Source organism: Desulfoconvexum algidum (genome assembly GCF_055382125.1).
In genome coordinates this window covers 327,520-346,355 of sequence record NZ_AP042394.1, presented here as the reverse complement: position 1 = coordinate 346,355, position 18,836 = coordinate 327,520, and the positions used below count along the sequence as shown (strand labels likewise).

Genomic DNA, 18,836 nt, shown 5'->3' with positions numbered 1-18,836 from the left:
TTTTATTTCAAAAATATTCTCGACCGCTTTTTCTTCCGCCTCAAGACTGATTTCAGTCCTTCTTTTGCAACCTTTTTGCCTTGAGTCTCAATGGAAAGTACAAAATTTATAGCATTTATCACATCAATATTTTTTTTGCTTTTCGTTTCAAATGGTTCCTCTTTAAGAACATCCATAAAAATAATTTTAAATTCCGCGAGTCTCTCGTTTGTGAAAATCTTCTTAAAAATATTTTGAGGCAGACCGGTATATCCTGATTCAACAAACCGCTTCTCTAAATATGTCAGCGTTCTAACCGTAGGTTTAAATCCAAACGTATTCTTCAGTAAACCGGAAAATGAAGAGGGTATGGTTTCCTGGAGTCCCTCGACAACCTTTTTTTTCACTTTTCGGGTTTTTAATAACCGATATGCCTCAGCCTGGCGGCAGAGATGTTCTGCTTGAAGGGCCGCGGCCTGAAGGTAAGCGCTCAAGCTATAAAAACCCGTGTGAATATAGTCAGGAAGCTCATCGCCACTTCGACTGAACATATATCTGTATTTATGATCAATTTCACCCCAGGCCTCCTCGAGGATTGTCCTTAATTGAAACTCAATCTGAAGCCCTTTCAACTCATCGCCGGCACCGGAATTCTCTCCAAGCACTGCCTGATAATGAATAGAGGAATATCCACTGTAGCGGAGCTCAAGCCCATCAGGGATCTTCTTTCCGGGATCAACCGGAAGAATGAATGATCTTTTATGATCCGGTTCCCGGATAAATTTCAATATTTTTTCATCTACCAATAGGTCTAGATAGATTTTGACTCTATCGATATCTGAAAGTCGAAGACAAATAAGCCTGATCCCCAGAAGGTCGTTAATTTTTTTCTGATAATTTTTGTGTGTAATAACCATTGCCTTATTCTCAGGTCTTTTGTTCTCTTCATCAATTTTTTCCAAAAGTCTGGCTTTCTCTTTTATGCGGTATTTAATTGTATGAAGGTTTTCTTTCGGTGCTGAAGGATCTTCCGAAATAAGAGAAATAATGTATTCGGCCAATTTCTCATATTTTTCCTTTTCTTTAAAAAAGGAAATTAAAATAGCATCTTTCTGACGTTTTCTCATGGTTCAGGTCTCCTTTCATATTCCCTTGCATAGTAGACTTAATACGCCTATCATACAATTAAAATCAAATACTTAAGGATGCATTGTTTTTCTGCCATCCATGTGCTACTTAAATTATTGGAAATCCAACCTCATTGTTGAAACCAATGCTGCGATAAGCCTCTCTCTCACACGCCGACAACACCATCTCCGGCTGCTTTCTTGTTCAGTTTCAAAAATAACGTCTGGGACAAACAGAGGGGTAAAACATGCCATTGATAAAAAAAATTCTTTGCGCAACTGACGTATCAAAGGATTCGAGCCATCTGCTATCCTTCGGAATTAACTTTTGTATGCGGTTTGACGCTTCTCTCCTGATCTTCCATGCGGTTCCTCCCCCCCACGGTTCTGTTGCCAGAAAAATTGAATTTGAAAGGGGCGGTGAAAAACAAGAACAGATCAAAAGCGCCCAAGCCAAAATCAAAACTCAGATGGCAGGCTGCACTATAAAATGGGAGTCGGTCATCACCTATGGCGATCCTGTCCTTGAAACGGCAAAAGAGGCAAACGAGGCAAAACCAGATATGGTAATGGCTCAAAGCCTTGGATTATCGGGATTCCAACAATTTTTTATCGGTTCTGTTGTAGGGGACATGGCGCAAACGGTCATGTGCCCTTTCTTAGTGATTCCCCCGGGTAAAACCTTTTCTGAAACAAATCACACGGGATTGAAATTCACCCATATCATCGTCGCCTGTGGTTTAACCCCATCAGATTCCCATCTTAAAAAATATGCCCTGGCTTTTTCTCAACACTTCGATTCAACGATCCACCTGGTCCATGTCATGGAATCACCGTTAAATGAACCAGTTGTGGCAAGCACATCTGCCCCCTATGAGCAGGTACAGAGCCGATTGGAAAAAACCCTGTCTGTGCAGTTAAAAAAGATGATGCCCGGTAAAACAAAAATTCTCCATGGCGTTCCAGGGGAAGAACTGGCCTTGTATGCCAGAAACCATGGAATAGATTTGATAATAGCAGGAATAGAGGGTCAACCGAGCAGGATCACCCCCAGCACAACCGCATCCCTGATTCGGCATTTACCCTGCGCCCTGTTGACCATTCCCTTAAGCCGTTGATTATTCTTTTGGGAATGGAGGAGGAAAAATGGTATTGAAAACCGGTATTCTAAGAGATGAAATCTTTTTAAAGCATCTTCCGGGCGATGGCTGCCCTGACACCCCCAAACGGCTAAAAGACCTATATGCAATGCTGGATGCGCCGGATATGCAAGGCATCTTTGTTGATATCCCTGCCCAAAAAGCAAAAAAAGAAGATATTCTTTTGTTTCATACCCAGGATTATTTTGAAAAAATTGCCCGGACCAAGGGAAAAGAACTCATTGCATTTACAGCAGACACCCATGCCTGTGAAGACAGTTTTGATGCGGCGCTTTATGCAAGCGGCGGACTTTTAAATGCCATCTCCATGGTCACAGCAAAAAAAATTGTCAATGCCTTTGCCTTGATAAGACCCCCCGGGCACCATGCAGAGAAAAGCCGGGCCATGGGCTATTGCCTGTTCAACCATGTTGCACTGGGGGCAGCCTTTGCCCGAAAGCATTTAAAATTGGGTAAAGTTCTCATATTAGACTGGGATATTCACCACGGGAACGGTACCCAGCATGCATTTGAAAGAGATCCCCATGTTTTGTTTTTTTCCGTTCATCAAGCCGGACTTTTCCCGGGCACGGGAAGTTTTACAGATACGGGTGCGGGTGAAGGAGAGGGATATACCATTAATCTGCCCATCCCCAAAGGGTATGGGGATGCAGAATATGTTGCCATTATAGACCGCTTGCTTAGGCCTGTGGCAGAACAATTTGCACCGGACCTGATTCTGGTTTCAGCAGGTTTTGATACCCACACGGACGACCCCATGGGGGGCATGGAGATGACAGCCCGGGGATTTGCCGGCATGACTGCATCCCTAAAAAAGATCGCCGACACGGTATGTGGCGGCCAACTGGTGATGTCCCTGGAAGGCGGGTATAATTGCGAGGCCCTCGCAGAATCGGTAAGGGCTGTTCTAAGGGAAATGGCGGGGATTACCTGCTGTAATGTCAGTGCAATGGCAGCAAAATCAGACAAAAAGAAGATGGCCTTTGTGACGCGACGATGCACAGATGTACACAAACATTGTTGGAATTTTATTTAATGGATTAAGGAAGGAGATCATGAATAAAATCAAAATCATGGAAGCTGCAGTGAAAAAATGGCAACGGATCATCGATAAAAAAGGATCAGATGGCGGGGTGCTGGATTGCCCTCCCTGTCGCATATATTATTTTGTGGTCTGCATCGGGTGTCCCATTGCCCAATATACAGGACAAAAATTTTGCAAAGGCACCCCTTATATCCCCTGGTTCAGGCACCAGTTGGAAAAACACGACAAAATGTTCAAAAAAATATATTGCCCGGAATGTGAAATTCTCGCCCGGGATATGCAAAATTACATGCGGGAAATAAGAGATCATCTGATAGAAAAAGAGGCCCAGAAAGCAAGGTCAAAAGAGTGGGAATAGAGACATTGGGCCTGGTGATCGGGACATTGTTTTTTACGGAAATTTTTTCCCTGTGTGCCGCTGCCTTTTTTTTGTTTCTCGATAAGGGCAACACCTTTGCAGAATCCGCCGCATACGCCATTATCACAATTTTTATGCTGCTGTCTTTTATCCACCAGATCAGCTTTATTACCGGGATACCCCTCATTGCCACAGGACTGGAGACTATTTTTCTTTTGGCCTCCCTTCTCCTGATATTTAGACATCGATCCTATATTCGCGGCATATTCAAGGCCTTAAAAAATGTTGCCTCTATAAATCCCATCGCCTTTACTTTTTTGGGAGTGTGCCTCATCTATATGGCAATCCATGCCATCTTACCGATCCCAAAAGAATTCCAGAATGAACTTTATGCCATCTCCCTCTATGAAAAAAACGGATTTTTTCCCCTTGGTGCCGCCTCTGAATTCCCCGCATTTTTACCGGTGAATCATCTTATTTTATTCAATACCTTTCTCCGGTTTGACACCCATGCAGGGGCGGGTATTTTTTGTTTTCTGGCCTATCTTTCCATCGGGTTTTCCACCTATGCCCTTGCCAGACGTTATTCATGGCAGGGCACAGCCTTTACAACATCCATTTTGGTCATGTCCATGCCAAGGCTTGTTGTCCAGGCAATCTATCCTAGCACCCAGATCATCTCGGTTGCAGTGGCATTGTTTTGTATACTGGCCCTCTATCGATCCTGCGAACTGCCAACCCTGATGGATCTTCTTTTATTGATCCTGGGCCTGTTTTTCTGCATATCTGAAAATATTTCCAGTATGATCTTTGCCCCCATTCTTTTTGTTTTGTCCTGGGTGGTACTTTTCAGGCGGCATGGCATTGCCGTATGGACAAGTCTCCTGGGCAAAAACCCTTATGCCCTCTTGGCAATTGCACCGGCTCTCATTTTTTCGCAATCCTGGCTTTTTTTATCGAATCATTTGAATAAAGGCACCTTACCGGGACCCTTTTCCGCCATTGCCTTCAACCCCGATGGGATCCAAGGGGCATTGGCAAATTTTATACGGTATATATTTGAAGCATTTAATGCGGCAGCGCCCATAGAAATCTTCTTTGAAAAAATTTTCAAATGGAGCATGGCAGAAAACCTGGAAGCGTTTTATGATTTTTTGGTCATCCCCTTTCTGGGTGACAGCGGTGCTGCCCAGGCGTTTCATTTGGCCTGGAACCCGGGGGGGATATTTTCCTTCGGGCCTGTTGGATTTTTCCTGGTGCTTCCGGCCCTGGTGTATGCTGTATTAAAAGCTCCCCGAAGGCTCAAATCCGTTGCCATAGCCTTTTTTGTTTATTTTTACCTGGCATCTTTGATCCTGGCATGGACACCGGGCAATGCCAAATTCTTTGAAATTTTTTATGTCTGTTCAGGATTCAGCATTGCTTTTTTTTTACCCCCCTGGCGGTTCACAAAAACAAAACGATGCGCCTTCCAGGCAGCTGGATGCATCCTGCTGTTTTTGACACTGTTGGCGGCTTCGTGACCCCATGGGCGAAGATCCAGCCCATGGGGTGTAACTCTTTCATACAAGACAGCGCCCCCTTATTTGCTGAGAAGCTTAATCATTTCATTGGCAACCGCCTCCGATGACCCGGGATTCTGACCTGTCAAAAGATTCTTGTCAACTGCAACATAACTGCCCCAGTCATCGCCTTTGGAATACAATCCCTGGTTGGCGGTGAGCATATCTTCCAGCAAAAAAGGAACGACATCTGTTAGCTCAACCGCTGCTTCTTCGGTATTACTAAAACCGGTGACGCGTTTCCCTTTCACCAAGGGAAAGCCATCGGGGTTCTTGGCATGGCGCAGCGCTCCTGGAGCGTGGCAAACAAGTCCCAAGGGCTTTCCTTCCCGAAAAAACCGTTCAATCAGTGAGATGGAATCCCGGTCCTCGGCAAGGTCCCAGAGAGGTCCATGGCCACCCGGGTAAAAAACAGCGTCAAAATCCCCGGGATTAACAGATGCCAGACAAAGGGTATTGGCAAGAATTTTTTGGGCCTCACCGTCACCGGCAAAGCGATCGGTTGAAGGTGTCTGAAAGTCAGGCACGTCACTTTTGGGATCCAGGGGGGGAAGCCCCCCCTTAGGGGATGCCAGGGTGACATCAAACCCTTGATCTTTAAACGCATAGTAGGGGGATGCAAATTCTTCGAGCCAGAAACCAGTTTTAAGCCCCGTGTCTCCCAATGTGTCATGGGAGGTAAGCACCATCAAAATTTTCATGGGTGTCTCCTTTTAAATAATATGGATCAGTTTCCTTCACTGACCCGGACAACTAATTTTCCAAAATTTTTGCCTTCCAACAGACCGGCAAAAGCAGTTGGTGCGCTCTCTAACCCCTCCACAATCTGCTCGCGATATTTTATCTGCCCTGCGGCAAGCCATTTTGCCATATCCTCTGCAAATTCGTTGTAGCGATGGCCATAATCATCAAAAATAATAAATCCCTGGACCTTGAGCCGTTTGACCAGAATACGGCTCATAAGAAGGGACATGCGATCGGGCCCCTGGGGAAGCTTTGTGGCATTGTATTGGGAAATAAGCCCACACACGGGGATCCTCGCCTTTGTATTGAGCAAGGGCAGAACAGCATCAAACACCTTGCCCCCCACGCTCTCAAAATAGATATCAATGCCCTTTTCACACGCCTGCCCCAGTTGCCGGACAAAATCAGGCGCCCTGTGATCCAGACATTCATCAAAACCTAAGACCTCTTTTGCGTAGTTGCATTTTTCACTGCCCCCTGCAACCCCGACAACCCGGCACCCTTTTAATTTGCCTATTTGACCGACCGTGGCTCCCACAGGGCCTGTGGCAGCGGCGACCACAAGGGTTTCACCCGGTTTTGGCTGTCCAATATCCAACAATCCCATGTAGGCGGTAAACCCCGGCATCCCCAATATTCCCACTGCATGGGAGGGGTTTTGGGGATCCTCCCCCAGGGGCATCAGGCCAGACCCATCAGAGAGTGCATAATCCTGCCAGCCGCTGCCGGCAAGTACCCAGTCACCCACCTTATAATCCGGGTGGCAAGACACTTCCACCCGGCAAACGGTTGCCCCCACCATAACTTCACCCTCCTTAACCGGTTCTGCATAGGAAGGTGCATTGCTCATTCTGCCCCGCATATAGGGATCCAGGGAAAGGTATATGGTGCGCAACAATATCTGACCCTCGGCAGGTTCAGGGATACTTGTTTTTTCCAGGCGAAAGTTATCTGCAACCGGGGCACCGTGGGGGCGGGAAGCCAGCACGATGGAACGGTTCTGTTCTCTTGTCTGCGTCATGAGTTACTCCTTTTGCTGTTGTTTTTTCTGTTCCTTCTTGTCTTGGGCACAATGCAATGCCTCTTCCATGCCAAGGGTTAAAAAACACCGGTTGCATGAAATGCAGGTTGCTTTTTTAAGGTCTCCTGCGGCCCAGCGTTTGACAAGGCCGGGTTCTCTTATGAGCGGTCTTGCCAGGGCGACATAATCTGCAGCCCCCGAGGTGACCACCTCTTGGGCAATTGGATAGGAAAGAAACCCGCCCACAAGGATAAGGGGAATCTTTATTTGTTGTTTAAACCCCTGGGCAGCCGCTCTATAGTAGACTTCCCTGTCTTCAGACTTTGATGTCCCCCCCCTTGAGGGAATAAGCTTACCGGATTCAAAGGTTCCGCCGCTCATCTCAATGGCGTCCATTCCAAGGTCTTCGAGCATTTTGGAAACTAATATCATCTCTTCCACAGTGAACCCGCCTTCAAGGAAATCCTCGGAGTTGATCTTGACCAGGATGGGAAAAGACTTGCCAACCCGCTGCCGGATCTCCTGGTAGACTTCCACAAGCAGTTTTGCCCGGTTTTCAAGGCTCCCTCCATAGTCGTCCTTTCGCTGGTTATAATAGGGAGATAAAAACTGACTCAGCAGATAGCCGTGGGCGGCATGGATCTCAACGGCATCAAACCCTGCACTAACCGCTCTTTGTGCGGCATCGCCAAAGGCTTGCACGGTTCTTTTAATATCGTCCGCCGTCATTGCAGAGGCTTTTTTAATCCCCGCTTCAACCACATCTGAAGGTCCCAGGGGGGCATGGGCATCTCGTCCAATAGCCCGCATTCCGGCATGGGCAAGCTGTACGGCCACAACGCCGCCATTTTTCTGAACAGCTAAAGCCACTTTTTTCAAGCCGTCGATCATTTCATCGCAATGAATACCCATCTGCCGGGGGCCTGCCTGACCTTCCAATGTCACATGGGAATGGCCGGTGATAATAAGCCCGACATCTCCCTTGGCAAGATCTGCCATGCAATTGAGCAGCGGGTCCTTCGCTGTGCCGTCAAGATCTGCCATTGCCTCGTAGGTGGCGGATCTGACAAAACGATTTTTTATCTCCATGCCGTTTATCCTGCTTGATTCAAATAATCTGGACATATCTCTCCTTTTTTAATGTTGAGGAATCGTTAAAACGATCCTTAATATCTGGGTTATGGTTTTAGAAAAAAATCAAACAACAGCCGGATACAGTCCTTTACCGGGACTGTGGACTGCGCTATTTTCATGTTCAGCAAGGCACCTTCCCAGGCATTCCAGATGAACTCGGCCAGGACTATTGCTCTGATGTCATTTCGAATGGTCCCAAGGGCTTGGCCCTGAAGGATGTAATCTGAAATACGGTTTTTCCAGATCATTGTTGAATGGTGCATTTTTTGTCGACACAGGTCACTTGCCTCGCTGATCTCTGCCGCCAGGTTGCCGATCAGGCACCCTGTTTTCACCTCGCATTGTTCATGATGGGAAATAATCCTCTCAAAAGCGTTGCGTAGAGCGGCAAGGGGTTCTGCCGGGCCCTTTGTCAACAAATCATCCCACTCAATTGCCAGGATGTCTGAATAGAACCCGATGATATCAACGGTGAAGTCTTCTTTGCTTTTAAAATAATTATAAAAGGATCCCTTGGGCACCCCGACCGCCTCCACAATCTCCTTAATCCCGGTACCATTGTAGCCGTTCTCTCCAAACAATCGAAGTCCTGCCTCAAGGAGTTTAAGCCTGATCTGGGCTTTTGGGATCTGGGCTTTTGACATTGTTTTTTTCATAACCGTAAATATATGACCGGTCGTCTCAATAGTCAAGGCAGCTATTTCAAATAGTTGATGGCAATTGTCCTGATTTTTTTAAGCATTTAAAAAAACCAGATGATGGACTCTTGATGGCAAAAATGATAAATACCCTGAAATAAAAGGGGAGGCTCTTGCTAAAAAAAGAGAATCCAATAGTATAAATAAAATTTATTAAACTGAGATGATAAAATGGAACGACTTTTGGTTATTATTGTTTCCGCTGGTATTGGAACTGCTTTTTTCTTTTGGTTTTCCCAGGCAGTTAAAAAGCAATACATGCAAGAATACATCCTGTCCCACCAGTGGCTGCTGCACCCGAACGCGATTTGCTATTGGCGGACCGCCATGGCGGGGATAGGGTTTGCCCTCTACTTTTTTACCCCCTATCAATCCTTTGCTATCTTTACATTCACCTTTGCGGCCATCCTGGATGGTGCCGATGGGGTTGTGGCACGGGGGTGCAATCTGGGATCCAAATGGGGAGAATGGCTGGATCCGGTTTGTGACAAATTAACCTATTTGCCGCCATTGATCGGGTTTGCCTATGGCGGAATCATATCCTTGAAATTGGTATGGATCCTTGTAATCATTGAAATTATGGGCCAGTTTTTTGCCCGACGAATTTTGACCTGGATCAACTTCTCCGGGGCTGCCAATAATTTTGGAAAAATTAAGGCTATCATCTGCTTTGGCCTTGTTATTTTATGTGCCTTGATGGATGAAAATCCCGATATCACAAACATAGCCGATGGGGTTCTCATGGCCTGTATTCTACTTTCATCCGCATCGGTGATTTTTAAATTTATCCCCAACCGGCTCTATGCGGATATCCTTTCCGGTCTTAATTTTTGTTGTGGAATTACCAGTCTCATTCTGACCCACCATCATTATTTTGCCTGGGCAATTTGTATCATCATCATCGGGCAATTGTTTGACCTGTTCGATGGCCGGATGGCCCTAAAGCATGGGGGGACCAAATATGGCCCCTATTTGGATGATATTGCTGATTTTGTCAGCTTTGGACTGGCACCCGCCTATGTAATTGTGCAAAGAGGCGGTTCATTGGCATGGCTTTTCAGTGGACTCTTTATTGTCGGCGTTGGATTTCGCCTCGTCCGGTTTATCGCATGGGATAAAAACCGGACCGACCTGCCAGAAGGAATATTCAACGGACTTCCCAGCCCTGCAGGTGCCCTGATTGTTCTAGGCGCATCTCTTATTTCAACTCCCCCCATATTGTGGGGACTGACCAGTCTTTCCATCGCCTTAATGGCCAGTCACATTCGGTTTGCCCATTTTGGACGGGTCATCCTCAAGCACACCCCCAAACCCCTGTTTTTTCTGATCTGTGCATCCATTATTCTTACCCTTTCTTTTCTTTTCAAAACAAAAAATGTACAGATGTTCGGGTACCTGATCCTGGGTTCTGTCCTTGTCTATATGGTTGCGGGCAGAAAATGGATACCCCAGGAGTAAAATGTAAATCAAGCCGAAAATATTCCCAAATAATTGCGACACCCCCTTTTAAAGGAACCCATAATGCAAATGCCCATTAGAACCCATATTCTCCCCATGCTTTCAATTGTTCTTTTATTCCTGCTGGCATTTACCACCTCCCAGGGGTTTGCGAGGCAATACACCATCACCGGCAAAACCATGGGAACATTTTACAGCGTTAAATTTATTTCAATGGACGACCAATCACCTGCCACCTGGCAGCAGCGAATGGATGTCCGGTTAAAAGAGGTCAATGCACGACTTTCCATGTACACGCCCACCAGTGAACTTTCCCGGTTTAACCAAGCCCCCGCAAACCAGCCGTTTAAGCTCTCCACTGATTTTTACCAGGTGCTGTTGGAATCCCAACACCTGTATCAGATCACAACTGGCGCCTGGGACGGAACCGTCAAACCCCTGGTAGACCTATGGGGGTTTGGCACCAAGAACAGGTCAGACACCCTGCCCACCCCCCTTCAAATCCAAGAAGCCCTTGCAAGAACGGGGTTTCACAAGTTGACACTGACAGATCATTTGCTGACAAAAAAAGAGGCCGGCATCACTCTGGATCTTGGGTCCATTGCCAAAGGATATGGGGTGGATGCCATTGCCCGGCTTTTTTCCACCAATGGGATTAAAAATTTTCTGGTGGAAATCGGCGGAGAATTGGTTGGTTCCGGTAAAAACAAGCGAGGAGACCCCTGGGTGGTGGGCATCAGCAGGCCTGAAAAAAAAGGATTGAGCACAGCCTTGTATAAAACGATTTCTTTGGAAAACAGGGCCATTGCCACCAGCGGCAATTATCGAAATTTTTTTGAACGAGACGGCCAACTCTTTTCCCACATCATTGATCCCAAAACCGGATTTCCCGTTGGAAACAAGGTGGTCAGCACCTCGGTGATTGCAGAAAACTGCACCATTGCCGACGGACTTGCCACGGCATTGATGGTCATGGAGGTTCAAAAAGGGATTGACCTTGTCAATTCCCTTGCCAATACCGAGTGCCTGATCATCCAAAAACAGGGCAATGGATTCATATCCACCCAATCAAACCAATTTGAGGCCTTTGAGAAAAAATAATCTGATACAAACTCACACAACTACCGGGTGACCATCATTTCCATAAAAATGGCTGAACAACTGAAGATTTCCAAACCAAAAATCCAGCGGTTCATTAAAGGGGCCTTTCTCCATGATGTCGGGAAGATCGGATTTGGAGATGACATTCTCCAGATACCCGATATCCCAGATACCCGATATCCCAGATATCGGGTACCGACAATTCATGAAAACCATCATGGTGACTGGTCCCGGTAGGTTCGTTTCGGGATGGGTCTTTCCAACAGAACAGAGGTGTGCATGAGCAGGCGTTCCACCGGTGTCAGCCGGGTCTGTTCTTCAAGAACATCCGCAGCCAGAGCCGGCTCATCCGTAATTAAACCATCCACGCCAAAGGATATCATGCGGAACATGGATACCGGATCATTTACGGTCCAGACAAAGACCTGTTTACCTGAAGATTGGATGCGGCGAATCAGGCCCGGGGTGGCCGTTGCCATATTGATGGCCAGAAAATCCACGTCCAGGTGGGCCAGATTCCCAACGGTCTTGGAAGAGAGCAACCCGATGGGCCAACCAGGACGAAGTGCCCTGAACTTTTTGACACCCTTGTAGGAAAGAGACATGACAGCAACCTTGTCCACCATACCTGCCTGTTCGACGATATCTGCCACCCGCTGTTCCAGCTGCTCATCATATCCATAATATTTGAGCTCAATCAGCACCTGGGATTTGCCCTTTGCCGCTTCCAGGACCTGGGCCAATGTAGGGACCTTTTCTCCGGCAAACACGGGGCTGAACCAGCTGCCCACATCAATTTGCTGTATCTGTTCCAGACTGCTGTCCCATACCTTTGAATTGACATTGGCAAGTTTCATAAAGTCCTGGTCATGGATCACCACCACTTTTCCGTCACGGCTTTCCTGGACATCAATTTCAATCCAGTCACACTTGTCTTTAATGGCCCTGCCAAATGAGGCCAAGGTATTCTCGGGTGCCCTTCCCGCTGCCCCGCGATGGGCAATGACACTGATATTCTCCTTTGTCTGAATATCGTCCAACAGCCGGTTTCCCACAAAGACGGCAACAACGGCACCTGCAATGAGCAGCAGACATAGCAAAGGCGTTGTCATCTGCTTTTCTCCCTGGGGTTTTGATTTTAAAAAGTCCCGGAAGGCCATCTCTCCGCCTGCCTGGAGATAGGCGTTGAGCAGCAGGGTGACAAAACTTGCAGAGGTAATCGTTGTGACCAACACATTGGCCGCGGCCCACAGGGTGATGAGACCGCCAAGCACCGGGACAAGCCATGTCATTGAATCAAAGAACAGGGGGGCCAGGGCCGACCCTAAAAAATGAATACAGCCAAACACAAGCCCCCCCACAAGGGTGCCGGCCAGGGTCCAGATGCAAAGAGCAATAAACAATACCGGCCTGTGGCCTTTGGTGAGTCTGTTACTGAGTTTAAAGGTCTGGGAAGGTTTAACAGAGGCGAACAATACAATGGGAAACGCAAACGACCAGGCAAGAAGGTTCCGGCTCAACACCCCGAGCATGAGGATCAGCACAAGCCCTATTGTTCCTGCTGCAACCAGAAAAACAGGGGGTTTTTCTGTCAGATAATAATTGATATCATACTCTGAAATCAGTCCCCAGCCAATGACCCCGGCAATGGCCATAAAGGGCAGCACAATCAAAAGAACCCGAACCACAAGGGTAAGGGCAAAAAGAAAAATGTTTTTGGCCCTGGCGGCGGTGAAAAACAAAGAGGAAATCAGGGTCATCCGCCTCTCTTCAAGGGTTGCCAGACAAACAGCCATCAAGGACGCCAGCTCAAAAGCCAGGAGGGTAATAACCAAGGCTGCAAACAAAATGACGGCAAGCATTCCCATTGGTGTTAAAAAAAAATAAAGGATATCCAGGTCTGACAAAATTGTTTTCCCGGACAGGCGCACAAGGAATTGACCGAAAATACCGGCCAGGGGTATAAACAGGAGGACACCCAATGCCAGGTAACTCAAATGGATGGCAAAAATCTGGCCGAAACTGTTTCCCAGAACCCTGCAAACAGCCTTCCAAATGTCGGCTATTTCATTTTTCATAGTTCTTTTTCATTATTTTGGCGACTGTCTTTTTTCAACAATCGACCGGCCCCCAAGCCCATGTGGTTCAACACCAGGTTTACCTCGCCCAGACTGGCTTCCAGGGGGAGAATTCGGTCCTGGGGGATGATCCTGACGGGACCTGCAAACCCTGTGGGGGCAATGGGGAAAAGTGCGACAAATTCACCATTCCCCAGATCCTCTATCAGATAGATAATTTCTTTTAGACCCGTTTGGGTATCAAACAAAGCCGGTTTAAAATTAACCGTTTCCCCGGCACCCAAAAGACCGGATACCAGGGTTTTGACAAATTGATAAATGGGAAGATTCTTAATGGTTTTTTTTTCCATCCATCCACCAAATTTCTTAACAGCACTAAACCTCATGACAATCCCGATGACAAATGAGGTGCCCACAAGCAGCACCACCGCCAGTGCCAGCGGAAGCTGGACATCCTCTGTGCCCCCTAAAAACAACCCGGCAATGGGGGTTGCCAATCCCACCACCAGGCTGACCATCTCCTTCATCAGAAGAATAAACAAAAGAATGGGAAGCAGAACCAGAAGCCCCCCCTGGGCAGTCAGCTTAAAAAATGTCACTAAATTTTTCATGGGAAATCCTTTTTTCTATGTCAGCCCAAGCGAGCAAAGCATCGTCCTCACCATGGGGTATCTTTTAAACTTCTGTAAGAGTTGTATTATACCTGAAAACGCGCCTCAGAATCGTGGACAAATAATGAACGGATCTTGTCCCAGAAATCTCCCCCGCATACAAACAGACCCACCACAAACAAAATATCACCCCCAAGGGCATAATAAACCGGATCCGGCAGAAAACCGGGGATCTGCCCTGCTATATAGGGCGACAACCAGCCAAACAGGATGGGGATACTCAGCATGATAAGCCCGATGGTATAGCGAAGACGGCTCACCTTCCCCGGGGGGCCAAATTTCTTTAAAAATCCAAAAACCTGCTTTTTAATGTAAGCATACCCGCTTTTCCCCATCACGGCCACGGCCATTAACCCGAGAAGCTCCCCCCCTAAGAGGAACGCCCCGGAAAGTGAGGTTGTTAAGCTTCTAGACAGATCAAGCACCGTTACCAATGGCACGCCCGCAAACGGCAACAAAATGCTGAACACAAACATTCCGGCACCCAGTTTCAACGGCCATCCCAGGACCGGGATTTCTGCATTCGTTATTTTTTCTCCCATATCATTTCCCCGGCAGATTTCTCTAGTTAAAGAAACCCGTCTTTTTTCATATCCCCCATAATGAGTCCTGACACATTCTTGATAAATTCTCCACTGGATTTCGGATTCACACTCTTCGTAGATCCGGCCCATACCATTTTTCTGGTTTTAGCAGAAAACACTGTAATTTCAAGTTTCACAGTGGTCTCAGTCACGGTATGTCCGTAGTCATATACTCTGCTATAGGACACAGCATAATAATCAGACATCCCGAATCCCATGCCCATGGTTGGAACATAAGCTGCTTGGGGTGCCCGATAGTCTTCCTTCTCATCAAACCCCACCAGGGTGGCAATCATCACTGCATCGGCATTGGATTTTTCCAAGGCAGCAATGATCTCTTCTTTTTCGTCATAATCCCCCACCTTAGGCATGAGGGTATACCCGGCAACGGCTGTCCCTCCGTTATCCTCAAGGGCATTTACAACACCCTTCTCATAAAGCTGACGGATATCGTCTTCGTTAAAGACCCCGAGAACGAGAATCTTCCCAAGGGGCTTGTCTGCAAAGGAAGGTTCCTGCCACGATTCAACCAAATGGGTTGATGAACCACCACATCCAGTCATCACCAGAAAAACACCTAAAATCATAACATGCCACAGCCAATTTTTAAATAAACACATCATATACTCCCTTTTACAGAACAATGGCACCAAAGATGTCCATAAATCTGATTATTATCCCCAAAAAAGCTCACTGATCACTTTTTTCCTTTTTTGAATTGTTCCGCTCTGATATATACCGATACGTCAGATAGTATTTAAATATATTACTCACATACTGAACCGTCTCCCTTCCGATTCGCTTTGCCGCGACAATTTCAACATTGCCGAACCATACATTGGGATCAAGGCCCATTTTCGCAGCTTCCTTCCTGAGTTGTGATACTTTGGCCGGGCCGGCATTATAGGAGGCAAATGAAAAGAGCCCCCGGTTGAGGGTGTCGATATCAGGATCATCAAAATACCGGTCCATCATAAACCGCAGGTACTTTGTACCAGCATGGATATTAGGGTCTATTTGATCAATATTCGGAATACCGACATTTTTGTCTTTAGCAGTAGACGGCATAACCTGCATAACACCGACAGCCCCCACATGGCTCTTTTTGCTCTGATCGATGGTAGACTCCTGATAGGCCAGAGCTGCCAGCATCAGCCAGTCAAATTTGTACTGGTCTCCATATTTTTTAAACAGATCAAGGGTATCTTCAAATCGTTTTTTATCTGCTTCATCCATGCTGGATTTTACATAGCCCGCTTTTTTCAGGTAGCGCTTGAAAATAATATTTCCCATGAGCGAGCCTTTTTTGTTTTTCTTTACAAAGGCATTTACAACCGCCATAAGACCCGGGGTATTTTTCCTGACAGCCCAGGCAATCTGGCCGTTCTCCCGGAAGGTGATTGTCGGGTGCAGGGTAATCTTATCAAAAATCTGAGCCCAGAATTCGGCTTTATGACTGTCCACCACGGCCATGGGCAAAAGACCTGCATTTACCATCTCAAGCAGGTCTTCATCCTCCAGGTATTCATTGGCTTCCTGAATATTTACCTTGGCGTTACCTGCCTTGATCAGTTCAGCATTCAGGGTCATCAGACTCTGGTAATAACTGCTCGATTTCCGGACATGTATTTCAAGCCCGGAAAGATCTTTCCGGGTTTTCAACTTCTCATTTAATTCTTTTTCAAAAAGCTTCACCATTTCATAGGTTGCACCCTTTGGCTGGGCGCCATCCAGAAAATAAAAGGTTTTGCTGTAGGGCACCAGTACCCGGATAAACTTTCGCTCGACCATCTCATCATAATCCCCGGTCCATACTTTGTTCATCCTGGCGGCAACTTCCCGGTTCAGTTCCTGGGTTCCGGAAGCCGACATCACCAGAAGAAGTCCCATCAGGTTGAAAAAGAAAATCATAACGATACATTTTTTTGATTGTAAATAATTTCTGAGCATTGGAAATATCCTATACTATCAACTTTTTCAGAACCTTACGGGTAGGTAAATCTGGGGACCAAAATACTGGTAATCCAGATCACCGCGCCAGTCATCATCCTCCACATCGACATTTATATTAAAATAGTTCAATGCTGCCCCGAGACCTACATTGTTGAAAAACCAGTATTCTGTCCTTAGCCCTAAACTCAGCACACTGCCTGAAAAATCTAATGCATCGTCGGATAGTTTCAGATAAAAAGCCTGGGCCATGACACCTGCGGTCCAGCGGTCAGTAAACCGATATTCATACCCAAATCCGATCTCCTGCAATACCCAAATGGGTATTAAAGACAGGAACAGATAAAAAAACAGCAAGCATTACTATTATTTTAATTCGAAAGATATCTTTCATTGTTATTGTACGCCTCCATGTTTGATAAGGGTCCAGCTAACGCTAAGTGCACTTGAAACTGTCAATAGAAAGACTTGTCAAGCTTTTTCTAAAACGTTCCAATACCACAACTGCTTGCACAAACAAGGCCGTAACAGGTACGGCCTTGTTTTAAATATGCTGTTTGAAACTACAAGTTACTGCCCGGCCTTATTCGCTTCTTCGATCTGTTTCTGCATCTTCGTCAAGTTGAACGAACCTGGTGTCCCACTAGGCGGAAAGTCCTTGAAGGTCATGAGGAACTCCCCGACTTCTTGAGTGATTGGCACAATAGCAAAAGCGTGATCGAGCCACCAGTCGTAATAGGTGTTGGAGTTATGCTGGGCTCTTTCAAACGGATCGCGTCTGAGGTTGAAAATCAATGGTGCGCGCAACTGCACAAATGGTTCTAGCCAGATAGCCATTGTTTGAGCACGCATCACCTGGTAGGTAATCTTCCAGTCATCGACGCGGGCAGCAACAATCTCGCCGGTATCATTTACATAGACGAACTCATTGCGCGGCGACTCTTTCACCTTGCCTGTCAGATAATCGAGCTGGTTATAGCCATCAAGGTGGTTTTTATACGTACGACCATTGAGCTCTACACCCTTCAAAAGCTTTTCCTTGATATCGGGCGCACCAGCAATAGCAGCAAAGGTAGGCAGCCAGTCTTCGTGTGCAACAATACCATTGAGGGTTACGCCTTCAGGGAAATGACCGGGCCATTTTATAAAGGCAGGCACACGATAAGCACCTTCCCAGTTGGTGTTCTTTTCACTGCGGAATGGCGTGGTGCCAGCATCGGGCCATGAATTATAGTGCACACCGTTATCGGTGGAATACTGAACAATCGTGTTATCGGCCACACCCAGCTCATCCAGCAACGTGAGGAACTCGCCAACATGCATATCGTGTTCAACCATGCCGTCACCGTATTCATCTTGCCCTGAAAGACCAATATGTTCTTCCTTTATATGGGTGCGAAAATGCATGCGCGTGCCGTTCCACCAAACAAAAAATGGTTTGTCAGCTTTGACCTGCTCTGTAATGAACTTCTTTGCGGCTGCAACAGTTTCATCATCAACTGTTTCCATGCGCTTTATGGTCAGCAGGCCAGTGTCTTCAATATTCTGCCCACCCTTGCCATCAGCCCAGGAATGGATCACCCCGCGCGGGCCATATTTTTTACGAAACGCGGGATCTTTCGGATAGTCTCTGTGCTCCGGTTCTTCTTCGGCGTTCAAATGATAGAGATTGCCCATGAACTCGTCAAAACCGTGCATTGTCGGCAGATGGTCATCGAGATCGCCTAGGTGATTTTTGCCAAACTGGCCGGTGGCGTAACCCTGGCTTTTTAGTACCGTGGCCATGGTCACATCGGTTTTCTGCCAGCCTTCCTTCGCGCCTGGCATACCGACCTTGGTCATACCACTGCGGACAGGGACACTACCGCCGACAAAAGCCGCTCGACCTGCCGTGCAGCTTTGTTGAGCATAATAGTCAGTGAAGCCCACGCCTTCTTTGGCGATGGTGTCAATGTTCGGCGTCATATACCCCATCAAGCCGCGATTGTTATGGCTGATATTTTCGATGCCGATATCATCACCCCAGAGAACGAGGATATTGGGTTTATCCGCGGCATAGACCGAAGGGTAAAAAAGGACCAAGCCCAGCAGGGCTATCATGGCCAGGGTAAAAGGTTTTAGGTTCAATGTTTTTTTCATTTTTTTCCTCCATGTTAATTGTTTATA

The 18,836-nt window shown here is 46.8% G+C and carries 19 protein-coding genes; 7 read left to right on the top strand and 12 right to left on the bottom strand.

Features of this window, described 5'->3' with window-relative positions; genetic code table 11:
* Nucleotides 1-2 precede the first annotated feature (2 nt).
* Complete coding sequence (locus tag ACZ45G_RS01540) at nt 3-1,106, bottom strand: GTP pyrophosphokinase (protein WP_464174856.1); 1,104 nt, start codon at nt 1,104-1,106, stop codon at nt 3-5.
* 248 nt (nt 1,107-1,354) lie between these two features.
* Here ACZ45G_RS01540 and ACZ45G_RS01535 point away from each other — a divergent pair, with 248 nt between their 5' ends.
* The 4 genes from ACZ45G_RS01535 to ACZ45G_RS01520 are packed head-to-tail and all read left to right on the top strand — an operon-like array spanning nt 1,355 to nt 5,192.
* The gene (locus ACZ45G_RS01535; RefSeq protein ID WP_464174855.1) at nt 1,355-2,224 is read left to right on the top strand and encodes a universal stress protein; all 870 of its coding nucleotides are present in this window, start codon (nt 1,355-1,357) and stop codon (nt 2,222-2,224) included.
* A gap of 28 nt (nt 2,225-2,252) precedes the next feature.
* On the top strand, nt 2,253-3,302 hold the full coding sequence (locus ACZ45G_RS01530; RefSeq protein WP_464174853.1) for a histone deacetylase family protein: 1,050 nt from the start codon (nt 2,253-2,255) through the stop codon (nt 3,300-3,302).
* A 19-nt stretch (nt 3,303-3,321) separates the two neighbouring features.
* Complete coding sequence (locus ACZ45G_RS01525) at nt 3,322-3,669, top strand: hypothetical protein (RefSeq protein WP_464174852.1); 348 nt, start codon at nt 3,322-3,324, stop codon at nt 3,667-3,669.
* The gene (locus tag ACZ45G_RS01520; protein WP_464174850.1) at nt 3,660-5,192 is read left to right on the top strand and encodes a hypothetical protein; all 1,533 of its coding nucleotides are present in this window, start codon (nt 3,660-3,662) and stop codon (nt 5,190-5,192) included. Before ACZ45G_RS01525 ends, ACZ45G_RS01520 begins: the two co-directional genes overlap by 10 nt.
* Before the next feature lie 59 nt (nt 5,193-5,251).
* Here the strand turns inward: ACZ45G_RS01520 and ACZ45G_RS01515 are convergent, their stop codons facing one another.
* The 4 genes from ACZ45G_RS01515 to ACZ45G_RS01500 are packed head-to-tail and all read right to left on the bottom strand — an operon-like array spanning nt 5,252 to nt 8,774.
* Entirely contained in the window at nt 5,252-5,932 is a 681-nt protein-coding gene (locus ACZ45G_RS01515; protein ID WP_464174849.1) for a type 1 glutamine amidotransferase domain-containing protein, read from the bottom strand.
* Between the two features lie 26 nt (nt 5,933-5,958).
* Complete coding sequence (locus ACZ45G_RS01510; RefSeq protein ID WP_464174848.1) at nt 5,959-6,996, bottom strand: NADP-dependent oxidoreductase; 1,038 nt, start codon at nt 6,994-6,996, stop codon at nt 5,959-5,961.
* 3 nt (nt 6,997-6,999) lie between these two features.
* A complete protein-coding gene (locus tag ACZ45G_RS01505; RefSeq protein WP_464174847.1) occupies nt 7,000-8,121 on the bottom strand; it encodes an oxidoreductase in 1,122 nt (373 codons plus the stop codon).
* A gap of 53 nt (nt 8,122-8,174) precedes the next feature.
* Nucleotides 8,175-8,774, bottom strand: a complete 600-nt coding sequence (locus ACZ45G_RS01500; protein ID WP_464174846.1) for a TetR/AcrR family transcriptional regulator — start codon at nt 8,772-8,774, stop codon at nt 8,175-8,177.
* Nucleotides 8,775-8,999: 225 nt separating this feature from the next.
* Here ACZ45G_RS01500 and ACZ45G_RS01495 point away from each other — a divergent pair, with 225 nt between their 5' ends.
* The 3 genes from ACZ45G_RS01495 (at nt 9,000) to ACZ45G_RS01485 (ending at nt 11,624) form a co-directional block, all read left to right on the top strand.
* A complete protein-coding gene (locus tag ACZ45G_RS01495; protein ID WP_464174845.1) occupies nt 9,000-10,286 on the top strand; it encodes a CDP-alcohol phosphatidyltransferase family protein in 1,287 nt (428 codons plus the stop codon).
* Between the two features lie 63 nt (nt 10,287-10,349).
* Nucleotides 10,350-11,387 (top strand): FAD:protein FMN transferase, encoded by a 1,038-nt coding sequence (locus ACZ45G_RS01490; RefSeq protein ID WP_464174844.1) that lies wholly within the window; start codon nt 10,350-10,352, stop codon nt 11,385-11,387.
* A gap of 48 nt (nt 11,388-11,435) precedes the next feature.
* Nucleotides 11,436-11,624 (top strand): HD domain-containing protein, encoded by a 189-nt coding sequence (locus ACZ45G_RS01485; RefSeq protein ID WP_464174842.1) that lies wholly within the window; start codon nt 11,436-11,438, stop codon nt 11,622-11,624.
* Here the strand turns inward: ACZ45G_RS01485 and ACZ45G_RS01480 are convergent.
* The 7 genes from ACZ45G_RS01480 to ACZ45G_RS01450 all read right to left on the bottom strand — a co-directional run bounded on the left by ACZ45G_RS01480 (nt 11,603) and on the right by ACZ45G_RS01450 (nt 18,809).
* Nucleotides 11,603-13,465 carry a glycerophosphodiester phosphodiesterase gene (locus tag ACZ45G_RS01480; protein WP_464174841.1) on the bottom strand — a complete coding sequence of 621 codons (1,863 nt, stop codon included), beginning with the start codon at nt 13,463-13,465 and terminating at the stop codon, nt 11,603-11,605. The two genes, ACZ45G_RS01485 and ACZ45G_RS01480, sit on opposite strands and share 22 nt — an antisense overlap.
* Entirely contained in the window at nt 13,462-14,076 is a 615-nt protein-coding gene (locus ACZ45G_RS01475) for a hypothetical protein (RefSeq protein WP_464174840.1), read from the bottom strand. Before ACZ45G_RS01475 ends, ACZ45G_RS01480 begins: the two co-directional genes overlap by 4 nt.
* 86 nt (nt 14,077-14,162) lie before the next feature.
* Nucleotides 14,163-14,678, bottom strand: a complete 516-nt coding sequence (locus ACZ45G_RS01470; RefSeq protein ID WP_464174839.1) for a hypothetical protein — start codon at nt 14,676-14,678, stop codon at nt 14,163-14,165.
* A gap of 26 nt (nt 14,679-14,704) precedes the next feature.
* On the bottom strand, nt 14,705-15,343 hold the full coding sequence (locus ACZ45G_RS01465) for a DUF4136 domain-containing protein (protein WP_464174838.1): 639 nt from the start codon (nt 15,341-15,343) through the stop codon (nt 14,705-14,707).
* A gap of 67 nt (nt 15,344-15,410) precedes the next feature.
* Nucleotides 15,411-16,670, bottom strand: coding sequence for an MltF family protein (locus ACZ45G_RS01460; protein WP_464174837.1), 1,260 nt, complete (start codon nt 16,668-16,670; stop codon nt 15,411-15,413).
* A gap of 27 nt (nt 16,671-16,697) precedes the next feature.
* A complete protein-coding gene (locus ACZ45G_RS01455; protein WP_464174836.1) occupies nt 16,698-16,982 on the bottom strand; it encodes a hypothetical protein in 285 nt (94 codons plus the stop codon).
* A 258-nt stretch (nt 16,983-17,240) separates the two neighbouring features.
* The gene (locus ACZ45G_RS01450; RefSeq protein WP_464174835.1) at nt 17,241-18,809 is read right to left on the bottom strand and encodes an arylsulfatase; all 1,569 of its coding nucleotides are present in this window, start codon (nt 18,807-18,809) and stop codon (nt 17,241-17,243) included.
* Nucleotides 18,810-18,836 lie beyond the last annotated feature (27 nt).